The organism is Avibacterium sp. 21-594 (assembly GCF_026226815.1).
Lineage (GTDB): Bacteria > Pseudomonadota > Gammaproteobacteria > Enterobacterales > Pasteurellaceae > Avibacterium > Avibacterium avium.
In genome coordinates this window covers 21,976-36,133 of sequence record NZ_JAKKOC010000002.1, presented here as the reverse complement: position 1 = coordinate 36,133, position 14,158 = coordinate 21,976, and the positions used below count along the sequence as shown (strand labels likewise).

Below are 14,158 nucleotides of genomic sequence, written 5' to 3'. Positions count from 1 at the left end.
AAATCCTACGCTTGACCGAGGAGAATGTCAAGCGTAAGGGGATTATTCTCGTAGCTCTTTTTGTGAAGCAATGGCTAAAAAATGACTACGATCTTTGTAAATTGGGTTGCTTGCTACACGGCTATCAATGCGTTTGATGAGATATTCGGGCAAGCTGATATTAATACGGTGGCGTTTGCCTTGATAAGCGGAAATATCCACATCAAGCAGTAACCAAGTATCGCAGTAGTTAAAGTCTTCTAAGGTCTGGTAGTGCTTATAGCCTTTATCTTGAAGCTCACTGATATTTGCGCCGTCTTCAAACATCATTTCTAAGATGGAATGAATGGCGTCTGTAGCTTGAATAGGGATTTCTTCAAGGGTATCTGCTGCACTAATGCAAGCGTATTTATCTGTAAATAATACTGGCACGGCAATGCCGTAAGCTTCATTTTCGTTATCAGGGGTTTCAATGCCGATAGTAAATAACATAGTCGCTCCTTATGGATTAGCTCGGCAGAGCTATAAAAGCCCTGCCGATTTTTTAATGGATCTTAATGTGCCGATTGGAAGGTGTTGCTTGGGGTGTGGTACGGGGAATGTTTTCCCAGTTATCGGCGATTGCCAAATTTGGTGATCGCCTTTACCGTGTCGAACAAACGTGCAACCTGCATCTTTAAGTTCCTTGATTAAGTCGCGTGAGTGCATGCTTCCTCCTTGTCGTCTTAATCGTGAATAATTATACACAAGAATACACACAAAATAAAGGGGTTAGTTGTCAATGCGAAAAAAATTCAAGCTAAAATGTAAAATCTGTGGTGAATGTTTTGAAACCTACGATAGTTTTCGCCAATGGTGTAGCCCTGAATGTGGGGTTACACCATTGGCAAAGCAGAAGCAAGCAAAGCAACGTGAAAAAGCGGAGCGTGAAAAAGTGCGGGCGGAAAAAGCGAAAATTCGGACGGTGAAAGAAAGATTAAAAACCCGTTCGCAATGGTTGAAAGAGGCTCAAGCAGAGTTTAATCGTTATATTCGGTTGCGTGATAAAGATTTGCCCTGTATTAGCTGTGGGCGTTTTCATTCTGGCAAATATGATGCGGGGCATTATCGTTCCGTTGGGTCAGCACCGGAATTGCGGTTTCACGAGGATAATTGCCATAAGCAGTGTGTGCCGTGCAACCGGCATAAAAGCGGCAATGCTATTGATTATAGGATTAATTTAATTGGGAGAATTGGTGTGGTTCGCGTGGAGTTTTTAGAGCGTAAAGATCATCCGCCAGCTAAATGGTCTGTTGATGAGATTAAAGAGATTATCAAAACTTATAAAGAAAAAATCAACGTGTTAAAAGCAAGGGGCAACTGATGGAGTTAGTGTTCAATGATATTAAAAAAGTTTGCACACAATGGGGCTATTGGGCTACACCACGATTAGGCACAGAATATCCTTGCCTTTCGGTGAGCATACCGGTGCCGATTGATGAGAGCAAAAGACGTGCCGATCCAATCAGTGAGCCATTGGCGGAAGAAATTGAACGTTGTGTGTTAGTGATGCGGAAAACCACACCTGAGCTTTACGATTTATTTATGGCAACTTATGCTTACCGCTTGCCACTTTATAATGAGTACGATCGCAATCGTGCATTAGTAAGAATGGGGATTTTGGAAAGGTTTGGGATTGGGCGCCGCACTTATTTTGAGCGCTTAAAAATAGCAGAAATATCACTGATGTTAATGTTAAGCCAGAATAACTGCATTTTTATTGCGTAAGCATATTTTTTGTGAAAACACTTGACTAGTGCGCACTAAAACACTAACATTCTGTCTATAGTGCGGTTTTGCACGTTTAAAACGCACGAATGAATTTTTAACAGCCCTGATCGGAAACGGTCGGGGCTTTTTATTTAGAAAGAACCCGCCATAATCGGCGGGTTTAAGGTTGTTAGTATGGATTCAACTATCACTATTGATATGAGTGCAATAAAAAGAGAATTGTCAAATCTTGAACAGCTTGTTACTTTTGAAGGCATCCCTGATCATCTTATCAAGCTCTTTTTTAACAACTTGCATCGGATAATCTCCATTGATTTTGTTTCCACACTTAATGCAAGTGGCACCGTTGAGGTCCTTGGAAGAGTTAATTTTACTACGAGTCTTGAAAGTTGTATTGCCGCACTTAGGGCAGGAAAGAGTGAATTTATCTCTCATATAGCATCCTTTTCGTAAAGCAATTTTGCATAAAGAGCTTTAAATAGGTTGCAAAAGGGATAAAAAACCGTAATAATGAATACGGTTTCGAAGCCCCTTAGAAACGAAATAAGCCCTCGAAAATGTGCTTGTTAAGTTTATTCCTAGCCCTCAATAGCGCCAACTATTGAGGGTTTCCTATATCTAGTATATGTTAAATATAACAATGCACTAGATGTAGTGATTATATGGAAAGATCTTTTTTTAAGCAACGATCTTTTTATATATAAATACAGTATTCATTGGATATATAAACAGATTTATTTACAAAGCTCAGTCTTAACGGACTGGGCTTTTTTATTGCCTCGAAAAAGCGGGGTGAGGTATGGAAAGAATGAAAGAAACATTGAAAAGCATTCCCCTTGAGTCGCAAGTTTACGGCTGGCTCACCTCTTTTTTTGGAATGCTGACATTAAGTGAATGGGCAATCTTGATTGGTATTATCGTAACCGTATGCGGTTATTGGCGAGAAAGTCGATTTAAGAAACGTATGCTTGAGCTGGAAGAAATCAGGGTAGGCGTACGAGATAAAAGCGGCAAGGTGATTAAATGAAACACATTAAGAAAATTGCGGGCTGTTCTGTTGTAGCAATTATTGGCTTAGTAATGCTTAATCACTCCGATGAAATCCGTACCACACAAACAGGCTTAGCATTAATTGGCAATGCAGAAAGCTGTATGCGTGAGCCGTATAAATGCCCTGCGGATGTATGGACGGTTGGAATTGGGTCAACGGGTGATATTACTTTCGGCAAGGTGTACTCAGATAAAGAGATTGCCGACCGTTGGGCCAAAGATATTCAAACAGCAGAACAGTGCGTCAACCGTTATGCCAACGGCAAAGCGTTACCACAAGGCGCATTTGAGGCATTAACCTCTCTAACATTTAATGTGGGCTGCGGTAAATTGAAAACCTCTACGATTTACCGTTATGCAAAACAAGGCGATATTCGGGCTGTGTGTGAGCAGTTCCCACGTTGGAAATATTCAGGCGGAAAAGTGTTGAAAGGTTTGGTAACCCGCCGCGAAAAAGAGAAAGCATTATGTTTAACAAGTTTAAAACGTGGTTAAATCTCACCGCACTTTGTTTGATTTTGGGCTTGTGTGGTTGGGTTTGGTATCAGTCGCAGATGATAAGTAGCTTAAAAGCCAAAAATCAAACGCAAGCCCAAACCATACAGCAACTTAATCATAATCTGACAGAGAAAACAAAACAGCTGGAAGATGAGCGCAAAGCAACTGAAAAACAGACCGCACTTGAACAAGCACAGCGAGAGAAAGCCGATGAAGACATTCAAGTTATTTACAAAACAATCAAAGTGCAAGATTGTAGTCGTCAGCGTTTGCCTGATGATGTTATTAAGCGGTTGCAGCACAAAAATTAAAACAGAGTATCGCCTGCCACCGAGCATTTACTTAATCCCTTGCCAACAAACCGCCTTCAGTGGCTCAACCTATGGTGAGGCGATTATTTATTTGCGTCGGGTGCAGAAAGAGCGTGAGATTTGTGCTGGGCGGTTAGATGGGATTATTGAATGGAGTAAATCAAATGGGAATGCTTTATAAGTCTAAGAAGAAATTGATTGAAGAGGGCTTCACGCATTACGGGCGACTTTGGGATATTCCTGTTTATGTCAAAGACATTCACAGTGAAGCTCCAGAAATTATTGCAGCTAATTTTATTCCTGAATGGGTTTTAACTATTGCCGATCAAATAGGATTTTTTATTGAGGGATTGATCAATATTAACAATCCTGAGTACGAGCCGATGTTTAAAATCCGTATTACAGGTGAAATTAAATAAGGATTGATTTACTATGTTAATGGAGGATATATGACAGAACAGGAACAATCAACACCAACTTTTACACGTGGTGAGAAATTAGTTGGCATTACTTTTAACGTTGGTGCAAGACAAGATGTACACGACTGCAAGCAGAGATTTGCTTTTGCTATCGATCAGCTTGAGGCGCATAAACAAGATGCCTTTGCACAAGGTACACTAAACTCAACAAAAGAAATGCTTATTGAAGAAGCACAAAAACGCATTCTTGATGCGCAGATGTGGGCGGTGAAAGCGTTAACATTTGGATTATAATTTAAGGATTAACCTATGCTAAAGAAAGACGGGGTTAAGTCCACGTCTAAGGGGCGTGGGTTGACCGACAAACAGAAACGATTTGTAGAAGAATATCTTATTGATTTAAACGCAACTCAAGCAGCTATTCGGGCTGGATATAGCGAAAAGACAGCTTATTCAATTGGGCAAGAGAACCTGACAAAACCTGAGATCCAAGGTGCGATCCAAACTGCCCAAAACAAACGCGCTGAGCGTGTTCAGATAACGCAAGATGACGTATTAAGAGATCTGCAAGAGTTGCGTGATATTTGTATGGGGCGTAAATCCATTGTAGTTACCGACACGGTTAAAGACAATCAAAAAGGGACGGTTAATTCCGTTGACAATCCTGTTTTTTGCTTTGAGCCTACGGCGGCAAATAAAGCCCTTGAATTGCTCGGTAAGCATTTGGGAATGTTTAAAGATAAGCTCGATGTGAGTTCTTCAGATGGTTCTCTTTCCCCCACAGTCATTCAACTTATTGCACCGGAGTTTGACAATGCAGAAAGTGCAGATACAAATTCCACCTAAGTTAATTCCTGTTTTTTCTGATAGCTATCGTTATCGCTGTGCTCACGGCGGGCGAGGCTCCGGTAAAACAAGGACATTTGCAAAAATGTCGGCGGTACGTGGCTATATGTTTGCAAAATCGGGCGTATCTGGTGTGATTCTTTGTGGACGTGAGTTTATGAACTCGCTAGAAGAATCATCATTGGAAGAAGTTAAACAGGCGATTCGCGAAACTCCGTTTTTAAATGCGTTTTATGAAGTTGGTGAAAAGTATATTCGTTCAAAGTGCGGGCGAATTGCTTATGTATTTAGTGGACTAAGGCACAATTTAGATAGTATCAAGTCTAAAGCAAGAATTTTAATTGCGTGGATAGATGAAGCTGAAACAGTAAGTGAGACAGCTTGGCGTAAGCTAACGCCAACAGTCCGCGAAGACGGTTCTGAAATTTGGGTAACGTGGAACCCAGAAAAAAAAGGGTCAGCAACTGACATAAGATTCAGGCAAAACCCGCCTGAAAATGCCATTGTCGTTGAGATGAACTATAACGATAATCCTTGGTTTCCTGATGTGTTGGAGCAAGAGCGCCTGAGTGATCAGCGACGCCTTGATGACGCGACATATCGCTGGATCTGGGAGGGAGATTATTTAGAGCAAAGCGATGCCCAAGTCTTTAAAGGTAAATTCAAGCAATTTGAGTTTGTTGCACAACCTGATTTCATTGGTCCTTATCACGGGCTTGATTTTGGTTTTGCGAAAGATCCAACGGCTGCGGTGCGTTGTTGGGTGTTTAATGGGGATTTGTACATTGATTATTGTGCGGGGAAAGTAGAGCTAGAACTGGACGATACAGCATTATTTCTAAGTTCTCAAATTCCTAATATTAACCAATATATTATTCGTGCAGATAGTGCAAGACCAGAATCAATCAGCTATTTAAAACGAAATGGACTGCCGCGAATTGAAGGCGTAAATAAGTGGAAAGGTAGCGTGGAAGATGGCATTGCGCATTTAAAATCTTATGGACAGATTTATATTCACCCACGTTGTGCTGCTGTACTTGATGAGTTCCGCCAATATAGCTACAAGACCGATCGTTTAACGAGTGATGTGTTGCCCGTCATTATTGATGCCAATAACCACTATATTGATGCAATTCGTTATGCTTTGTCGCCATTAATTCAATCTCGTGGCACGTTAAACCAACAATCACTAGAGATTTACTAAGGATTTTTTATGAGTGTATCTGATATTAGTACTCCTTTTGTCAAATTACATAGTCAAGTAAAGATTATTGATGATTTGCTTGGTGGTACTGCCGCAATGAGAAATGCTGGGACAGCTTACTTGCATCAAATGTCGCTTGAGAGCAAGGAGCGATACCAAAAGCGCTTAGAACGGTCAACGCTTTATCCAGCATTAAGTGAGACTTTATCACAAATGACAGGACGGGTATTTTTTAAACCAATTGATGTACAAGATGTCAATCAGGTGATCACAGATCGCTTTTTGCTAGACGTGGATATGCTTGGTAATAATCTTGATGTGTTTGCAGCAAGATGGTTTTATGCATCGTTGGCTTATGGCGTGAGTTATGTGTTGGTGGATTATACAAAAATTAATGACGTGCGAACACTTGCTGATGAGATAAAAGTAGGCGCAAGACCCTATCTTGTGCATATTAAGCCACAATCCGTTTTAGGCTTTAAAACTGCAATGCACAATGGTCGACAAGTATTAACGCAGTTCCGTTACACTGAAAATGTGGTTGTAGACAAAGACGAATTCACCACAGAAACTATGGAGCAGATCAATGTTTATGAGATTGGTCGTGTGCGTAAATATCAGAAGCGTGGTGAAGATTTTGAACTCGTTGATGATGTTGAATTGAAAATTGCCGGGAAACGATTGGATTTTATCCCTATTGTTGCTTTCGCAACAAAAAACAGCGGTGAATTTATGCTAGGTGAACCGCCATTAATGGAGTTGGCTTATCTCAATATTAAACACTGGCAGTCACAATCTGATCAGGACAATATCCTCAACACAGCAAGAGTACCGTTATTAGCTCGTTTTGGTGTAAATCAAGATCCAACATCGCCTAATACAATGCAAATTGGTGGCAGTTTGATTGATTTGCCAGAAAACGGTGATTTGCGTTATATCGAACACTCCGGTAATGCAATTGGCGCAGGGCAAGAATCATTGAAAATGCTCGAAAGTCAAATTCAAATGGCAGGTGCAAGCCTGTTAGTTAAAAGCGAAATCGCAATGACTGACAGCCAAACGAAAGAAGAACACGACAAACTTATTTCTAAATTGCGTTTATATGCAAATCGCTTTGAAGACGTGTTAGATCTCACCTTGGAATATGTTGGGAAATGGCTAGGTGTAGAAAAGGCAGGGAATGTAGAGATTACGGGCAACATAGATAGTGATATTGATGCGAATAGTTCTATCGAAAGCATTATTAAATTGCAAGCAGCCGGTATTATTTCCGCACAAACTGCATTCTCTGAAGCAAAACGTCGGGGGCTAATTAGCGATAACGTTGAATGGAAAGATGAGCAAGCACGCTTAGAAAATGGTGAACTCAATGGCTTTGACAGTTGATGAACAAATTGAAATTGGTCTGGCAGATAATAAAATTTTGCTTTTCCGTTTCGATGCGCATTTACGAAAAGAAGTGTATGAGCGCTTAAATGCAATGCAAAAACGTCTATTAAGTCGTATTTCTGCTGTTGGTATTGAAAGCGTCAGTCAAAAGGCATTAAAGCAGCTCTTAAAAGAGATTAGCGAACTCGTTGATGAAACCTATCAAGATATTCACCAGGTTACTGCGAAAGATTTAAAAGCCTTGCTTCCACTACAAGCCGAAGCATTGACTAAAATTTATAATCAGGCGGTGAAGTTTGATCTGTTTAATCAAGTGCCAGACTATCGCATTAAGGCAATACGTAATGCAGAAATTATCGCAGGTGCGCCATTGGAAGATTGGTGGAGAAAACAGGGAGATAATCTCACATTCGATTTTGAGCGAACAATTCGATCAGGAATGATAGAGGGCGCAAGCTATAATGACCTTGTAAAAAGCGTAAAAGAAATCACAGGACGTTCTCGCCGTGGTGCAGAAACGCTAGTGAGAACAGCAGTGATGAAGGTGAATGATGCGGCCCACGAAGCCTTACGCGATGAAAATGAAGACTTGCTCAATGGAGAGCAGCACGTTAGCACTTTGGACACTCGAACATCGGAAATCTGCCGTTTAAGAGATGGGCTTTCGTGGGATATGGAGCAACAGCCTATTGGTGGGCATAAAATCCCTTACAAGCGTCCGCCACTTCACCCAAATTGTCGCAGTGATCTAAAATTACTGATCAAATCTTGGAAAGAGCTAGGCATTAATCTTGAAGAAATTCCAGAAAGCACTAAAGCGAGTCTGGATGGGCAAGTGAAAAGCTCAATGAATTATGAAGATTGGCTAAAAACGAAGTCAGAAGCTGAGCAAGATAAAATCCTAGGCAAAGGGAAAGCCAAGCTATGGCGTGATGGCGTGATCACGTTTAGGGATATGCTGGATCAATCTGGCCGACCATTAACCTTAAAAGAGCTGAGTGAGATTTATGGCAGTAATAAATGGAAAGATTTTATTGAAATGCAACCATTGGAGAATGCCATAAAACACCATCAGAATGTGCAAGGATGGATTGACTTGGGGAAAGGATTGAGTGCAAAACATCAACACTTAATTGATGAAGCGCTTAACAGTAGTAAGCCTCACGAATCTATTTTGCAAATCCTAACTAAAGAGGGAGTTCAGCTTGGCGGAAGTGTAAATGTTATTGGTTCCAAATCGGATAAAATAGGTATTGCTGAATTTACTAAGGCTGTCCAAGTATATCCTAGTGCTTGGATCAAAAAGTCTAACGAAAAAGGAACCGTTTTTATCAGAAATCTGGCTTCAAGAGCTTTTCACCGTTATGTCAACACGGATAATATTCATCAGGATTTCGCTAATTTCAAGAAAAAAGGATTAGTAAAGCAAGGGGACTCTCTCATTATTAGGAATACAAAGCATCCAGAGCTTTGGCGGTTAAAGACACATATTCACGAATATGGTCATCGCTTGCAGAATATTTTCCCCGAAATGGATAGAGTTTTTGAAGAGTTTTGGCGAGCAAGAACAGCTAACGATCAGATTGAAGATTTGCACGATTTATTGCCGCATATCTATACCAAGAGAGGGGAAATAGTTAAAAAGGATCACTTCATTAACCCTTATTTTGGCAAAATTTATTATGAGCCAGGGTTAAGTCCGTACAATGGGTATTATTCGGTTGAAAAGCCGTTAGAAATGCTTACAATGACATTTGAATCAATTTTGGGAGGTGTCCCAGAGCGTTTTAAATTGCTTTATGAAAAAGATCCTGATTTGTTTTATTTAGGATTGGCTTTGCTTGCGAGGTTTAAATAATGAAAATTCAAATAAATATCCCTATGTACAAAGAAGCAACCATTTTCTCTTGGGATGTGGAAGAAGAGGAAAGTGAGATTATTCTAGAAAAGGTAACTTGGGATAGCGATACAGGATCATTAACTGGTAACGAACGAGCAGTAAGGTTTTTGACTTGGGCAATAGATGATAGTATTGGTCAGCAGTATGGCGCGGAACCCAGCCTCTACACCGTTGTTGACCCGCTGACCAATCCCTCTGATATGGCTCACGTTTTGCGTCAAAATGGCATTAATTTGCCTAACGAGCTATTACCCTATGATGTTGTGTGGGGCTTCACGCAACAATATTTTGAACAATGGGAAGAAGAGCAGGAATATCTAGCACGGGGGGAAACGCCGCCGACAGTGTGTTATTAATAACTAACCCCGATAGCAATATTGGGGTTTTTTATTAGTTTTTTAGACCTTGAGTATGAAAAATGCTCAAGGTTTTTTATTGCCTATAATTTATAAAAGGAAATGAATATGCAATTAGCAAACCCAGAAAATTTTAAACAGTTTGTACAAATTAAAGATAACAATGCGATAACTACTTCCGAGCTTGTAGCTAAAGTTTTCAATAGGAGACATTCGGACGTATTACGCGCGATTGAAAAATTACTTTCTAGCAGTCCTGATGATTTTACAAAACGCAATTTTGCGTTTTGCTTTAAAAACAATGCGTTACAAAATGGAAAACCTCAACCTTATGTGGAAATGACAAAAAACGGTTTTGTGCTTTTAGTGATGGGATTTACTGGCAAGAAAGCTGTTGAATTCAAAATTGCTTATATTGAAGCATTTGATTATATGCAAGCAGAGTTAACTAAAGGAACTAAGGGATTACTTGAGCAGTATTACCAACTTTTAGGTGAACATAATGCAGAAAAACAATTTGCCAGTCTTTGCGGTCAGGGATTAAGTCAGTGGAAAGAGAAAAAACCGCTACTTGAGGCAACACTTCGATTATTTGAAGACAAAATGCAAATTGAACTCCCTCTTAAATAATGAAACATTGTAATTTTTACTAAAACCGCCATTTTCGGAAGAATTTGGCGGTTTTTCTTTATCCGCGCGGAAGCGCAAAATCAACTAAACGGAAGGAAATCCACAATGAAATTAAAACTTGATGAAAACGGCCACGTTGTTGTTAATGATGGCAAACCAGTTTATATCCACGATGACGGCAAAGAAGTTGCCTTTGATGTAGCACAAGCAACGGCAAAGATTGCCTCTTTGAATGAAGAATGTAAAACCCATCGAATTGCGAAAGAAAAAGCGGAAGCTGATTTGAAGAAATTTGAGGAGATTACGGACATTGAGGCAGCGAAGAAAGCCTTAGAGACGGTTAAAAATCTTGATGATAAAAAACTTATTGATGCAGGCGAGGCGGAAAAAGTGAAAGCCGAAGTGATTAAGCAATATGAGGAAAAGCTCAAAGCGAAAGATGCCGAAATTGCGACAGCACAACACGCCTTACATCAAGAAGTCATTGGTGGATCGTTTGCCCGCTCTAAGTTTATTGCCGAGAAGCTCAGCATTCCAGTTGATATAGTGCAGGCGTCCTTTGCTAAATATTTTAGCTATGAAAATGGTGGATTGTTGGCAAAAGACGCTAATGGCAACGTGATTTATAGCCGGGAACGACCAGGTGAAACAGCGAACTTTGAAGAAGCCATTGAACAACTTGTAATGGCTTATCCAAATAAAGAACATATCCTTAAACCAAGTGGAAACTCTGGTGGCGGATCTGGTAATCAAGCAGGTTCTGGCGTTGAGTATAATCCATTCTCAAAAGAGCATTGGAATATGACAAAACAAGCAGAATTAATGAAAAATAACCCCGCACTTGCCAAGCAATATGCTGGAAAGTGCGGGATCAAATTAGATTAAAGGAGTAAATGATGGGACAACCAACCCGCATTGCTGATGTGATTGTACCTCAGCTTTTTACTAAATATGCCATTCAAAAAACAGCGGAGAAATCTGCTTTATGGCAATCAGGAATCATCTCAAACCTTGATGAAGCGGCACTTGTTGCTCAGAAAGGCGGATCGTTAATTACAATGCCATTCTGGGAAGACTTGAACGGTGATTCAGAAGTGCTTTCTGAAACTTCACCATTGACGGTGAATAAAATTACCGCCAAATCAGACGTTGCCATTTTACACGCTCGCGGTAAGGCGTGGGGAACGAATGACTTAGCTCGTGCCTTGTCTGGCGATGATCCGTTAGGTGCTGTAACGGAACTTGCCGCGACTTACTGGAGCCGCGAAATGCAACGCATTTTACTTGCCACCCTTGAGGGCGTGTTTGCAGCAACCTCTATGGCAGGCAACAAGCACGATGTATCTGCATTAGGTACGACAAAGCAAGTGATCAATGGTCATTCGTTTATTGATGCGGCCTATAAGCTCGGTGATGAAGTGGACAACTTAACCGCTGTGGCAATGCACTCCGCAACAGCCGCCTATCTTGCTAAAGAGGGGCTGATCGAAACAATTCGTGATGCAGATGGTGTTATCTTATACCAAACCTATATGGGCAAACGCATTATTGTTGATGACACAATGCCACAAAGCGGTGGTGTTTACACAACATATTTGTTTGGTACTGGTGCAATTGGTTATGGTGAGGTAACTCCACCGCACGCTGTAGAGACAGATCGTGATAGCTTACAGGGTGATGATATTCTTATCCACCGTCGCCACTTTATTTTACACCCACGCGGTGTGAAATGGGCAGGAAGTGCGGGGCTTGCACCAGATAATGCAGGGTTAAAAACTGGCACTAACTGGACGCGCGTTTACGATCCAAAACAAATTCGCGTGGTGGCATTTAAACATAAATTAACCACAGACTAACTGATAAAACCGCTCAGAAATGGGCGGTTTTTCTATTTAGGAGAACAAAAATGGGATTAGCTGCTTTTAACGCAATGCGACGCAAAAGAGCGTTGCAACAACAAAAAACAGCATCAACTTCTGAAACTGAGAAAGATAGCTCAACACAAAAAGAAGCAAATGCGACAGAAGATTTCAGCAAGCTGAAAGTTGAAGAACTGAAAGCGAAATTGGCAGAACTTGGCGTGCAATTTAATAGTGGGGCGAAGAAAGAGGAATTGCTCGCAATTTTACAGCAAGCAACAACGCCATTAAGTGAATGAGGCTAATTTATGGCAACGTTAATTATCCCCGATGACAGTTATGTGAGTCTTGAAGATGCTAATCAGTATCACGCAATGCGAACAAGCGCACTTGAGTGGGAAGCATTAGATGATGAAACAAAACAGCGCCGTCTTGTTAGCGCATCAGATTTTTTAGATGCGAATTATCACTTTGCGGGGGAAAAATCTGAGACTGAACAGCTAAGAGCTTTCCCACGAAATGGGAGTGATACAATTCCTAAAGCCGTGAAATTCGCAGTTTGTGAATTGGCATTGCAAGAAAGTCTCAATCAGAACGAAGAAGCTAAAATGGAAAGCGTTTCTGTTGGGCCTGTGAAAGTGGCTTATCAGCAAGGATCGCAAAGTGCAAATAGTTCAATTGATCGTTTTGCTTATGTGAAAGCGTTATTAAATAGCGTATTAGCAAAATCAACAGGGCAAGTAACTTTATTGAGGGGCTGAAATGAGTAAATTTTATCCTCAACTCAAGAAACTTTCCAGCAGACTAATTCGGCAGTTTGGGAAACCTTGCACAGTCATTATTTCAGAAGGTGGAACATATGATCCTGAAACTGGAGGGATGACCCGCCAATATTCAGAAGAGTATGAAGCGTACTGTCTATTCGATAATCTGAACTATGACTTTCCTAGTTTTACGAGTTCAGGCGTAACTAAGGCAAGCTCAGCGATGGTTGAATGGGGTGATGTGTTGATCTATATCACCGCAGAAGGTCATCCTGTTGTTGGTGCCATTATTGACGTTGACGAAACTCAATGGAAGGTGATCGCCTGCCAGCCAATAAATCCTGCGGGAACCGCATTATTGTATCAAGTTCAGGCAAGGAAGGTGGTATAAATGGGAAAGTTTAGTATTGATGTGGGCAAATTTGTCGTAAAAAGCAAAAAGAAAGCAGATCTCATTTATCGTAAATTGGCATTAGAAACCTATCAGCGTGTTAAAGATAAAACCCCAATTGATACAGGTCAGCTAAAGCGGAGCTGGACAGTGGCGGTAAACACCCCAGCCACCAAACATAACGGCACACAAAAAGCCCTTACTCTTGCCGAGTTGACTGATGCTATCTATATCACCACAGATAAACCTTATGCCGAGAAATTGGAATATGGACTATATCCTCAACCCGGTGGCACGAAGACGATTAATGGATTTTCAACGCAGGCACCGCAAGGTATGGTTCGTATCACTGTAAAAGAGATAGCGGATTGGGTAAATTCACAGAGGTGGTAAATGATTACTGAAATCAGGTCGTTATTACAAACACATTTAGCCAAGTTAGATAAATTCAGTACCGCTTGGGAGGGCGTGCAAAACGACGTGAAATTGCCCTATCAGTCAGTTTTTTTGCAACCCGTCACAGCCAATACAACCTCTATTGGTGATGAACCTAAAGCCACAGAAAGCGGCTTTTTACAGGTTACGCTGTTCTTTCCAAGTGGAAAGGGAACGCAACAGATTACTGAACGAGCAGATTTGTTGAGGCAACATTTCTATGGGCAAAATCTCATTAAAAACAATGTACAAGTTGTCATTCATTCACCGCCACAAATTGGCGGTATTTTTTTGAATGATGGCACACTTGCTTTACCCATCACAATTAATTACACCGCTTATCAATTATAGGAGTAA

Annotated in this window: 24 protein-coding genes; 21 read left to right on the top strand and 3 right to left on the bottom strand. The window is 40.8% G+C overall.

Translation table 11 applies throughout. The features are described 5' to 3' along the window. Window positions 1-42: 42 nt before the first annotated feature. On the bottom strand, window positions 43-471 hold the full coding sequence (locus L5B76_RS11480; RefSeq protein WP_265755605.1) for a type II toxin-antitoxin system HicB family antitoxin: 429 nt from the start codon (window positions 469-471) through the stop codon (window positions 43-45). A 30-nt stretch (window positions 472-501) separates the two neighbouring features. Continuing rightward, entirely contained in the window at window positions 502-687 is a 186-nt protein-coding gene (locus L5B76_RS11475; RefSeq protein ID WP_265755604.1) for a type II toxin-antitoxin system HicA family toxin, read from the bottom strand. A 73-nt stretch (window positions 688-760) separates the two neighbouring features. Here L5B76_RS11475 and L5B76_RS11470 point away from each other — a divergent pair, with 73 nt between their 5' ends. After that, window positions 761-1,342 (top strand): recombination protein NinG, encoded by a 582-nt coding sequence (locus L5B76_RS11470; protein ID WP_265755603.1) that lies wholly within the window; start codon window positions 761-763, stop codon window positions 1,340-1,342. Further along, a complete protein-coding gene (locus L5B76_RS11465) occupies window positions 1,342-1,746 on the top strand; it encodes a hypothetical protein (protein WP_265755602.1) in 405 nt (134 codons plus the stop codon). Before L5B76_RS11470 ends, L5B76_RS11465 begins: the two co-directional genes overlap by 1 nt. Before the next feature lie 225 nt (window positions 1,747-1,971). On the opposite strand, the gene L5B76_RS11665 is transcribed toward L5B76_RS11465, so the two are convergent. Then, on the bottom strand, window positions 1,972-2,184 hold the full coding sequence (locus L5B76_RS11665; protein ID WP_442780798.1) for an ECs_2282 family putative zinc-binding protein: 213 nt from the start codon (window positions 2,182-2,184) through the stop codon (window positions 1,972-1,974). Window positions 2,185-2,557: 373 nt separating this feature from the next. On the opposite strand from L5B76_RS11665, the gene L5B76_RS11455 reads away from it, so the two are divergent. The 19 genes from L5B76_RS11455 (at window position 2,558) to L5B76_RS11370 (ending at window position 14,152) form a co-directional block, all read left to right on the top strand. Then, window positions 2,558-2,776 carry an HP1 family phage holin gene (locus L5B76_RS11455; protein WP_265755600.1) on the top strand — a complete coding sequence of 73 codons (219 nt, stop codon included), beginning with the start codon at window positions 2,558-2,560 and terminating at the stop codon, window positions 2,774-2,776. After that, window positions 2,773-3,294 carry a lysozyme gene (locus L5B76_RS11450; RefSeq protein ID WP_265755599.1) on the top strand — a complete coding sequence of 174 codons (522 nt, stop codon included), beginning with the start codon at window positions 2,773-2,775 and terminating at the stop codon, window positions 3,292-3,294. Before L5B76_RS11455 ends, L5B76_RS11450 begins: the two co-directional genes overlap by 4 nt. Then, entirely contained in the window at window positions 3,267-3,608 is a 342-nt protein-coding gene (locus L5B76_RS11445) for a DUF2570 family protein (protein ID WP_265755598.1), read from the top strand. Before L5B76_RS11450 ends, L5B76_RS11445 begins: the two co-directional genes overlap by 28 nt. Continuing rightward, window positions 3,508-3,789, top strand: a complete 282-nt coding sequence (gene lysC / locus L5B76_RS11660) for an Rz1-like lysis system protein LysC (protein WP_442780797.1) — start codon at window positions 3,508-3,510, stop codon at window positions 3,787-3,789. Before L5B76_RS11445 ends, lysC begins: the two co-directional genes overlap by 101 nt. After that, window positions 3,746-4,027 carry a hypothetical protein gene (locus L5B76_RS11440; protein ID WP_265755597.1) on the top strand — a complete coding sequence of 94 codons (282 nt, stop codon included), beginning with the start codon at window positions 3,746-3,748 and terminating at the stop codon, window positions 4,025-4,027. The genes lysC and L5B76_RS11440 overlap by 44 nt, the downstream gene beginning before the upstream one ends. A gap of 30 nt (window positions 4,028-4,057) precedes the next feature. Then, complete coding sequence (locus tag L5B76_RS11435) at window positions 4,058-4,321, top strand: hypothetical protein (protein ID WP_250350329.1); 264 nt, start codon at window positions 4,058-4,060, stop codon at window positions 4,319-4,321. A gap of 15 nt (window positions 4,322-4,336) precedes the next feature. After that, complete coding sequence (locus L5B76_RS11430) at window positions 4,337-4,873, top strand: terminase small subunit (protein ID WP_265755596.1); 537 nt, start codon at window positions 4,337-4,339, stop codon at window positions 4,871-4,873. Beyond that, window positions 4,842-6,077 carry a PBSX family phage terminase large subunit gene (locus tag L5B76_RS11425; RefSeq protein ID WP_265755595.1) on the top strand — a complete coding sequence of 412 codons (1,236 nt, stop codon included), beginning with the start codon at window positions 4,842-4,844 and terminating at the stop codon, window positions 6,075-6,077. The genes L5B76_RS11430 and L5B76_RS11425 overlap by 32 nt, the downstream gene beginning before the upstream one ends. A 9-nt stretch (window positions 6,078-6,086) precedes the next feature. Beyond that, window positions 6,087-7,463, top strand: coding sequence for a DUF4055 domain-containing protein (locus tag L5B76_RS11420; protein ID WP_265755594.1), 1,377 nt, complete (start codon window positions 6,087-6,089; stop codon window positions 7,461-7,463). Further along, window positions 7,447-9,324, top strand: a complete 1,878-nt coding sequence (locus tag L5B76_RS11415; protein WP_265755593.1) for a phage minor head protein — start codon at window positions 7,447-7,449, stop codon at window positions 9,322-9,324. The genes L5B76_RS11420 and L5B76_RS11415 overlap by 17 nt, the downstream gene beginning before the upstream one ends. Before the next feature lie 23 nt (window positions 9,325-9,347). Then, on the top strand, window positions 9,348-9,722 hold the full coding sequence (locus L5B76_RS11410; protein WP_265755592.1) for a hypothetical protein: 375 nt from the start codon (window positions 9,348-9,350) through the stop codon (window positions 9,720-9,722). Between the two features lie 108 nt (window positions 9,723-9,830). Continuing rightward, window positions 9,831-10,352 (top strand): Rha family transcriptional regulator, encoded by a 522-nt coding sequence (locus L5B76_RS11405; protein ID WP_265755591.1) that lies wholly within the window; start codon window positions 9,831-9,833, stop codon window positions 10,350-10,352. Window positions 10,353-10,457: 105 nt separating this feature from the next. Continuing rightward, a complete protein-coding gene (locus L5B76_RS11400) occupies window positions 10,458-11,237 on the top strand; it encodes a DUF6651 domain-containing protein (protein WP_265755590.1) in 780 nt (259 codons plus the stop codon). 8 nt (window positions 11,238-11,245) lie between these two features. Continuing rightward, window positions 11,246-12,208: a major capsid protein gene (locus L5B76_RS11395; RefSeq protein WP_265755589.1), complete on the top strand. Its 963-nt coding sequence runs from the start codon at window positions 11,246-11,248 to the stop codon at window positions 12,206-12,208. Between the two features lie 50 nt (window positions 12,209-12,258). Beyond that, a complete protein-coding gene (locus tag L5B76_RS11390; protein WP_265755588.1) occupies window positions 12,259-12,510 on the top strand; it encodes a HeH/LEM domain-containing protein in 252 nt (83 codons plus the stop codon). Window positions 12,511-12,519: 9 nt separating this feature from the next. Continuing rightward, entirely contained in the window at window positions 12,520-12,972 is a 453-nt protein-coding gene (locus L5B76_RS11385; RefSeq protein WP_250350319.1) for a DnaT-like ssDNA-binding protein, read from the top strand. A gap of 1 nt (window position 12,973) precedes the next feature. Continuing rightward, a complete protein-coding gene (locus tag L5B76_RS11380; RefSeq protein ID WP_265755587.1) occupies window positions 12,974-13,366 on the top strand; it encodes a hypothetical protein in 393 nt (130 codons plus the stop codon). Next, the gene (locus L5B76_RS11375; RefSeq protein ID WP_265755586.1) at window positions 13,367-13,759 is read left to right on the top strand and encodes an HK97 gp10 family phage protein; all 393 of its coding nucleotides are present in this window, start codon (window positions 13,367-13,369) and stop codon (window positions 13,757-13,759) included. It begins immediately after the preceding gene. After that, on the top strand, window positions 13,760-14,152 hold the full coding sequence (locus L5B76_RS11370) for a phage tail terminator-like protein (RefSeq protein ID WP_265755585.1): 393 nt from the start codon (window positions 13,760-13,762) through the stop codon (window positions 14,150-14,152). It begins immediately after the preceding gene. Window positions 14,153-14,158: the final 6 nt, after the last annotated feature.

What these genes read in the sequence shown, in the direction of transcription:
- L5B76_RS11480 (WP_265755605.1), bottom strand. Translation starts at nt 471, where the DNA reads ATGTTATTTACTATCGGCATTGAAACCCCTGATAACGAAAATGAAGCT.
- L5B76_RS11475 (WP_265755604.1), bottom strand. Translation starts at nt 687, where the DNA reads ATGCACTCACGCGACTTAATCAAGGAACTTAAAGATGCAGGTTGCACG.
- L5B76_RS11470 (WP_265755603.1), top strand. Translation starts at nt 761, where the DNA reads ATGCGAAAAAAATTCAAGCTAAAATGTAAAATCTGTGGTGAATGTTTT.
- L5B76_RS11465 (WP_265755602.1), top strand. Translation starts at nt 1,342, where the DNA reads ATGGAGTTAGTGTTCAATGATATTAAAAAAGTTTGCACACAATGGGGC.
- L5B76_RS11665 (WP_442780798.1), bottom strand. Translation starts at nt 2,184, where the DNA reads ATGAGAGATAAATTCACTCTTTCCTGCCCTAAGTGCGGCAATACAACT.
- L5B76_RS11455 (WP_265755600.1), top strand. Translation starts at nt 2,558, where the DNA reads ATGAAAGAAACATTGAAAAGCATTCCCCTTGAGTCGCAAGTTTACGGC.
- L5B76_RS11450 (WP_265755599.1), top strand. Translation starts at nt 2,773, where the DNA reads ATGAAACACATTAAGAAAATTGCGGGCTGTTCTGTTGTAGCAATTATT.
- L5B76_RS11445 (WP_265755598.1), top strand. Translation starts at nt 3,267, where the DNA reads ATGTTTAACAAGTTTAAAACGTGGTTAAATCTCACCGCACTTTGTTTG.
- lysC (WP_442780797.1), top strand. Translation starts at nt 3,508, where the DNA reads ATGAAGACATTCAAGTTATTTACAAAACAATCAAAGTGCAAGATTGTA.
- L5B76_RS11440 (WP_265755597.1), top strand. Translation starts at nt 3,746, where the DNA reads ATGGGATTATTGAATGGAGTAAATCAAATGGGAATGCTTTATAAGTCT.
- L5B76_RS11435 (WP_250350329.1), top strand. Translation starts at nt 4,058, where the DNA reads ATGACAGAACAGGAACAATCAACACCAACTTTTACACGTGGTGAGAAA.
- L5B76_RS11430 (WP_265755596.1), top strand. Translation starts at nt 4,337, where the DNA reads ATGCTAAAGAAAGACGGGGTTAAGTCCACGTCTAAGGGGCGTGGGTTG.
- L5B76_RS11425 (WP_265755595.1), top strand. Translation starts at nt 4,842, where the DNA reads ATGCAGAAAGTGCAGATACAAATTCCACCTAAGTTAATTCCTGTTTTT.
- L5B76_RS11420 (WP_265755594.1), top strand. Translation starts at nt 6,087, where the DNA reads ATGAGTGTATCTGATATTAGTACTCCTTTTGTCAAATTACATAGTCAA.
- L5B76_RS11415 (WP_265755593.1), top strand. Translation starts at nt 7,447, where the DNA reads ATGGCTTTGACAGTTGATGAACAAATTGAAATTGGTCTGGCAGATAAT.
- L5B76_RS11410 (WP_265755592.1), top strand. Translation starts at nt 9,348, where the DNA reads ATGTACAAAGAAGCAACCATTTTCTCTTGGGATGTGGAAGAAGAGGAA.
- L5B76_RS11405 (WP_265755591.1), top strand. Translation starts at nt 9,831, where the DNA reads ATGCAATTAGCAAACCCAGAAAATTTTAAACAGTTTGTACAAATTAAA.
- L5B76_RS11400 (WP_265755590.1), top strand. Translation starts at nt 10,458, where the DNA reads ATGAAATTAAAACTTGATGAAAACGGCCACGTTGTTGTTAATGATGGC.
- L5B76_RS11395 (WP_265755589.1), top strand. Translation starts at nt 11,246, where the DNA reads ATGATGGGACAACCAACCCGCATTGCTGATGTGATTGTACCTCAGCTT.
- L5B76_RS11390 (WP_265755588.1), top strand. Translation starts at nt 12,259, where the DNA reads ATGGGATTAGCTGCTTTTAACGCAATGCGACGCAAAAGAGCGTTGCAA.
- L5B76_RS11385 (WP_250350319.1), top strand. Translation starts at nt 12,520, where the DNA reads ATGGCAACGTTAATTATCCCCGATGACAGTTATGTGAGTCTTGAAGAT.
- L5B76_RS11380 (WP_265755587.1), top strand. Translation starts at nt 12,974, where the DNA reads ATGAGTAAATTTTATCCTCAACTCAAGAAACTTTCCAGCAGACTAATT.
- L5B76_RS11375 (WP_265755586.1), top strand. Translation starts at nt 13,367, where the DNA reads ATGGGAAAGTTTAGTATTGATGTGGGCAAATTTGTCGTAAAAAGCAAA.
- L5B76_RS11370 (WP_265755585.1), top strand. Translation starts at nt 13,760, where the DNA reads ATGATTACTGAAATCAGGTCGTTATTACAAACACATTTAGCCAAGTTA.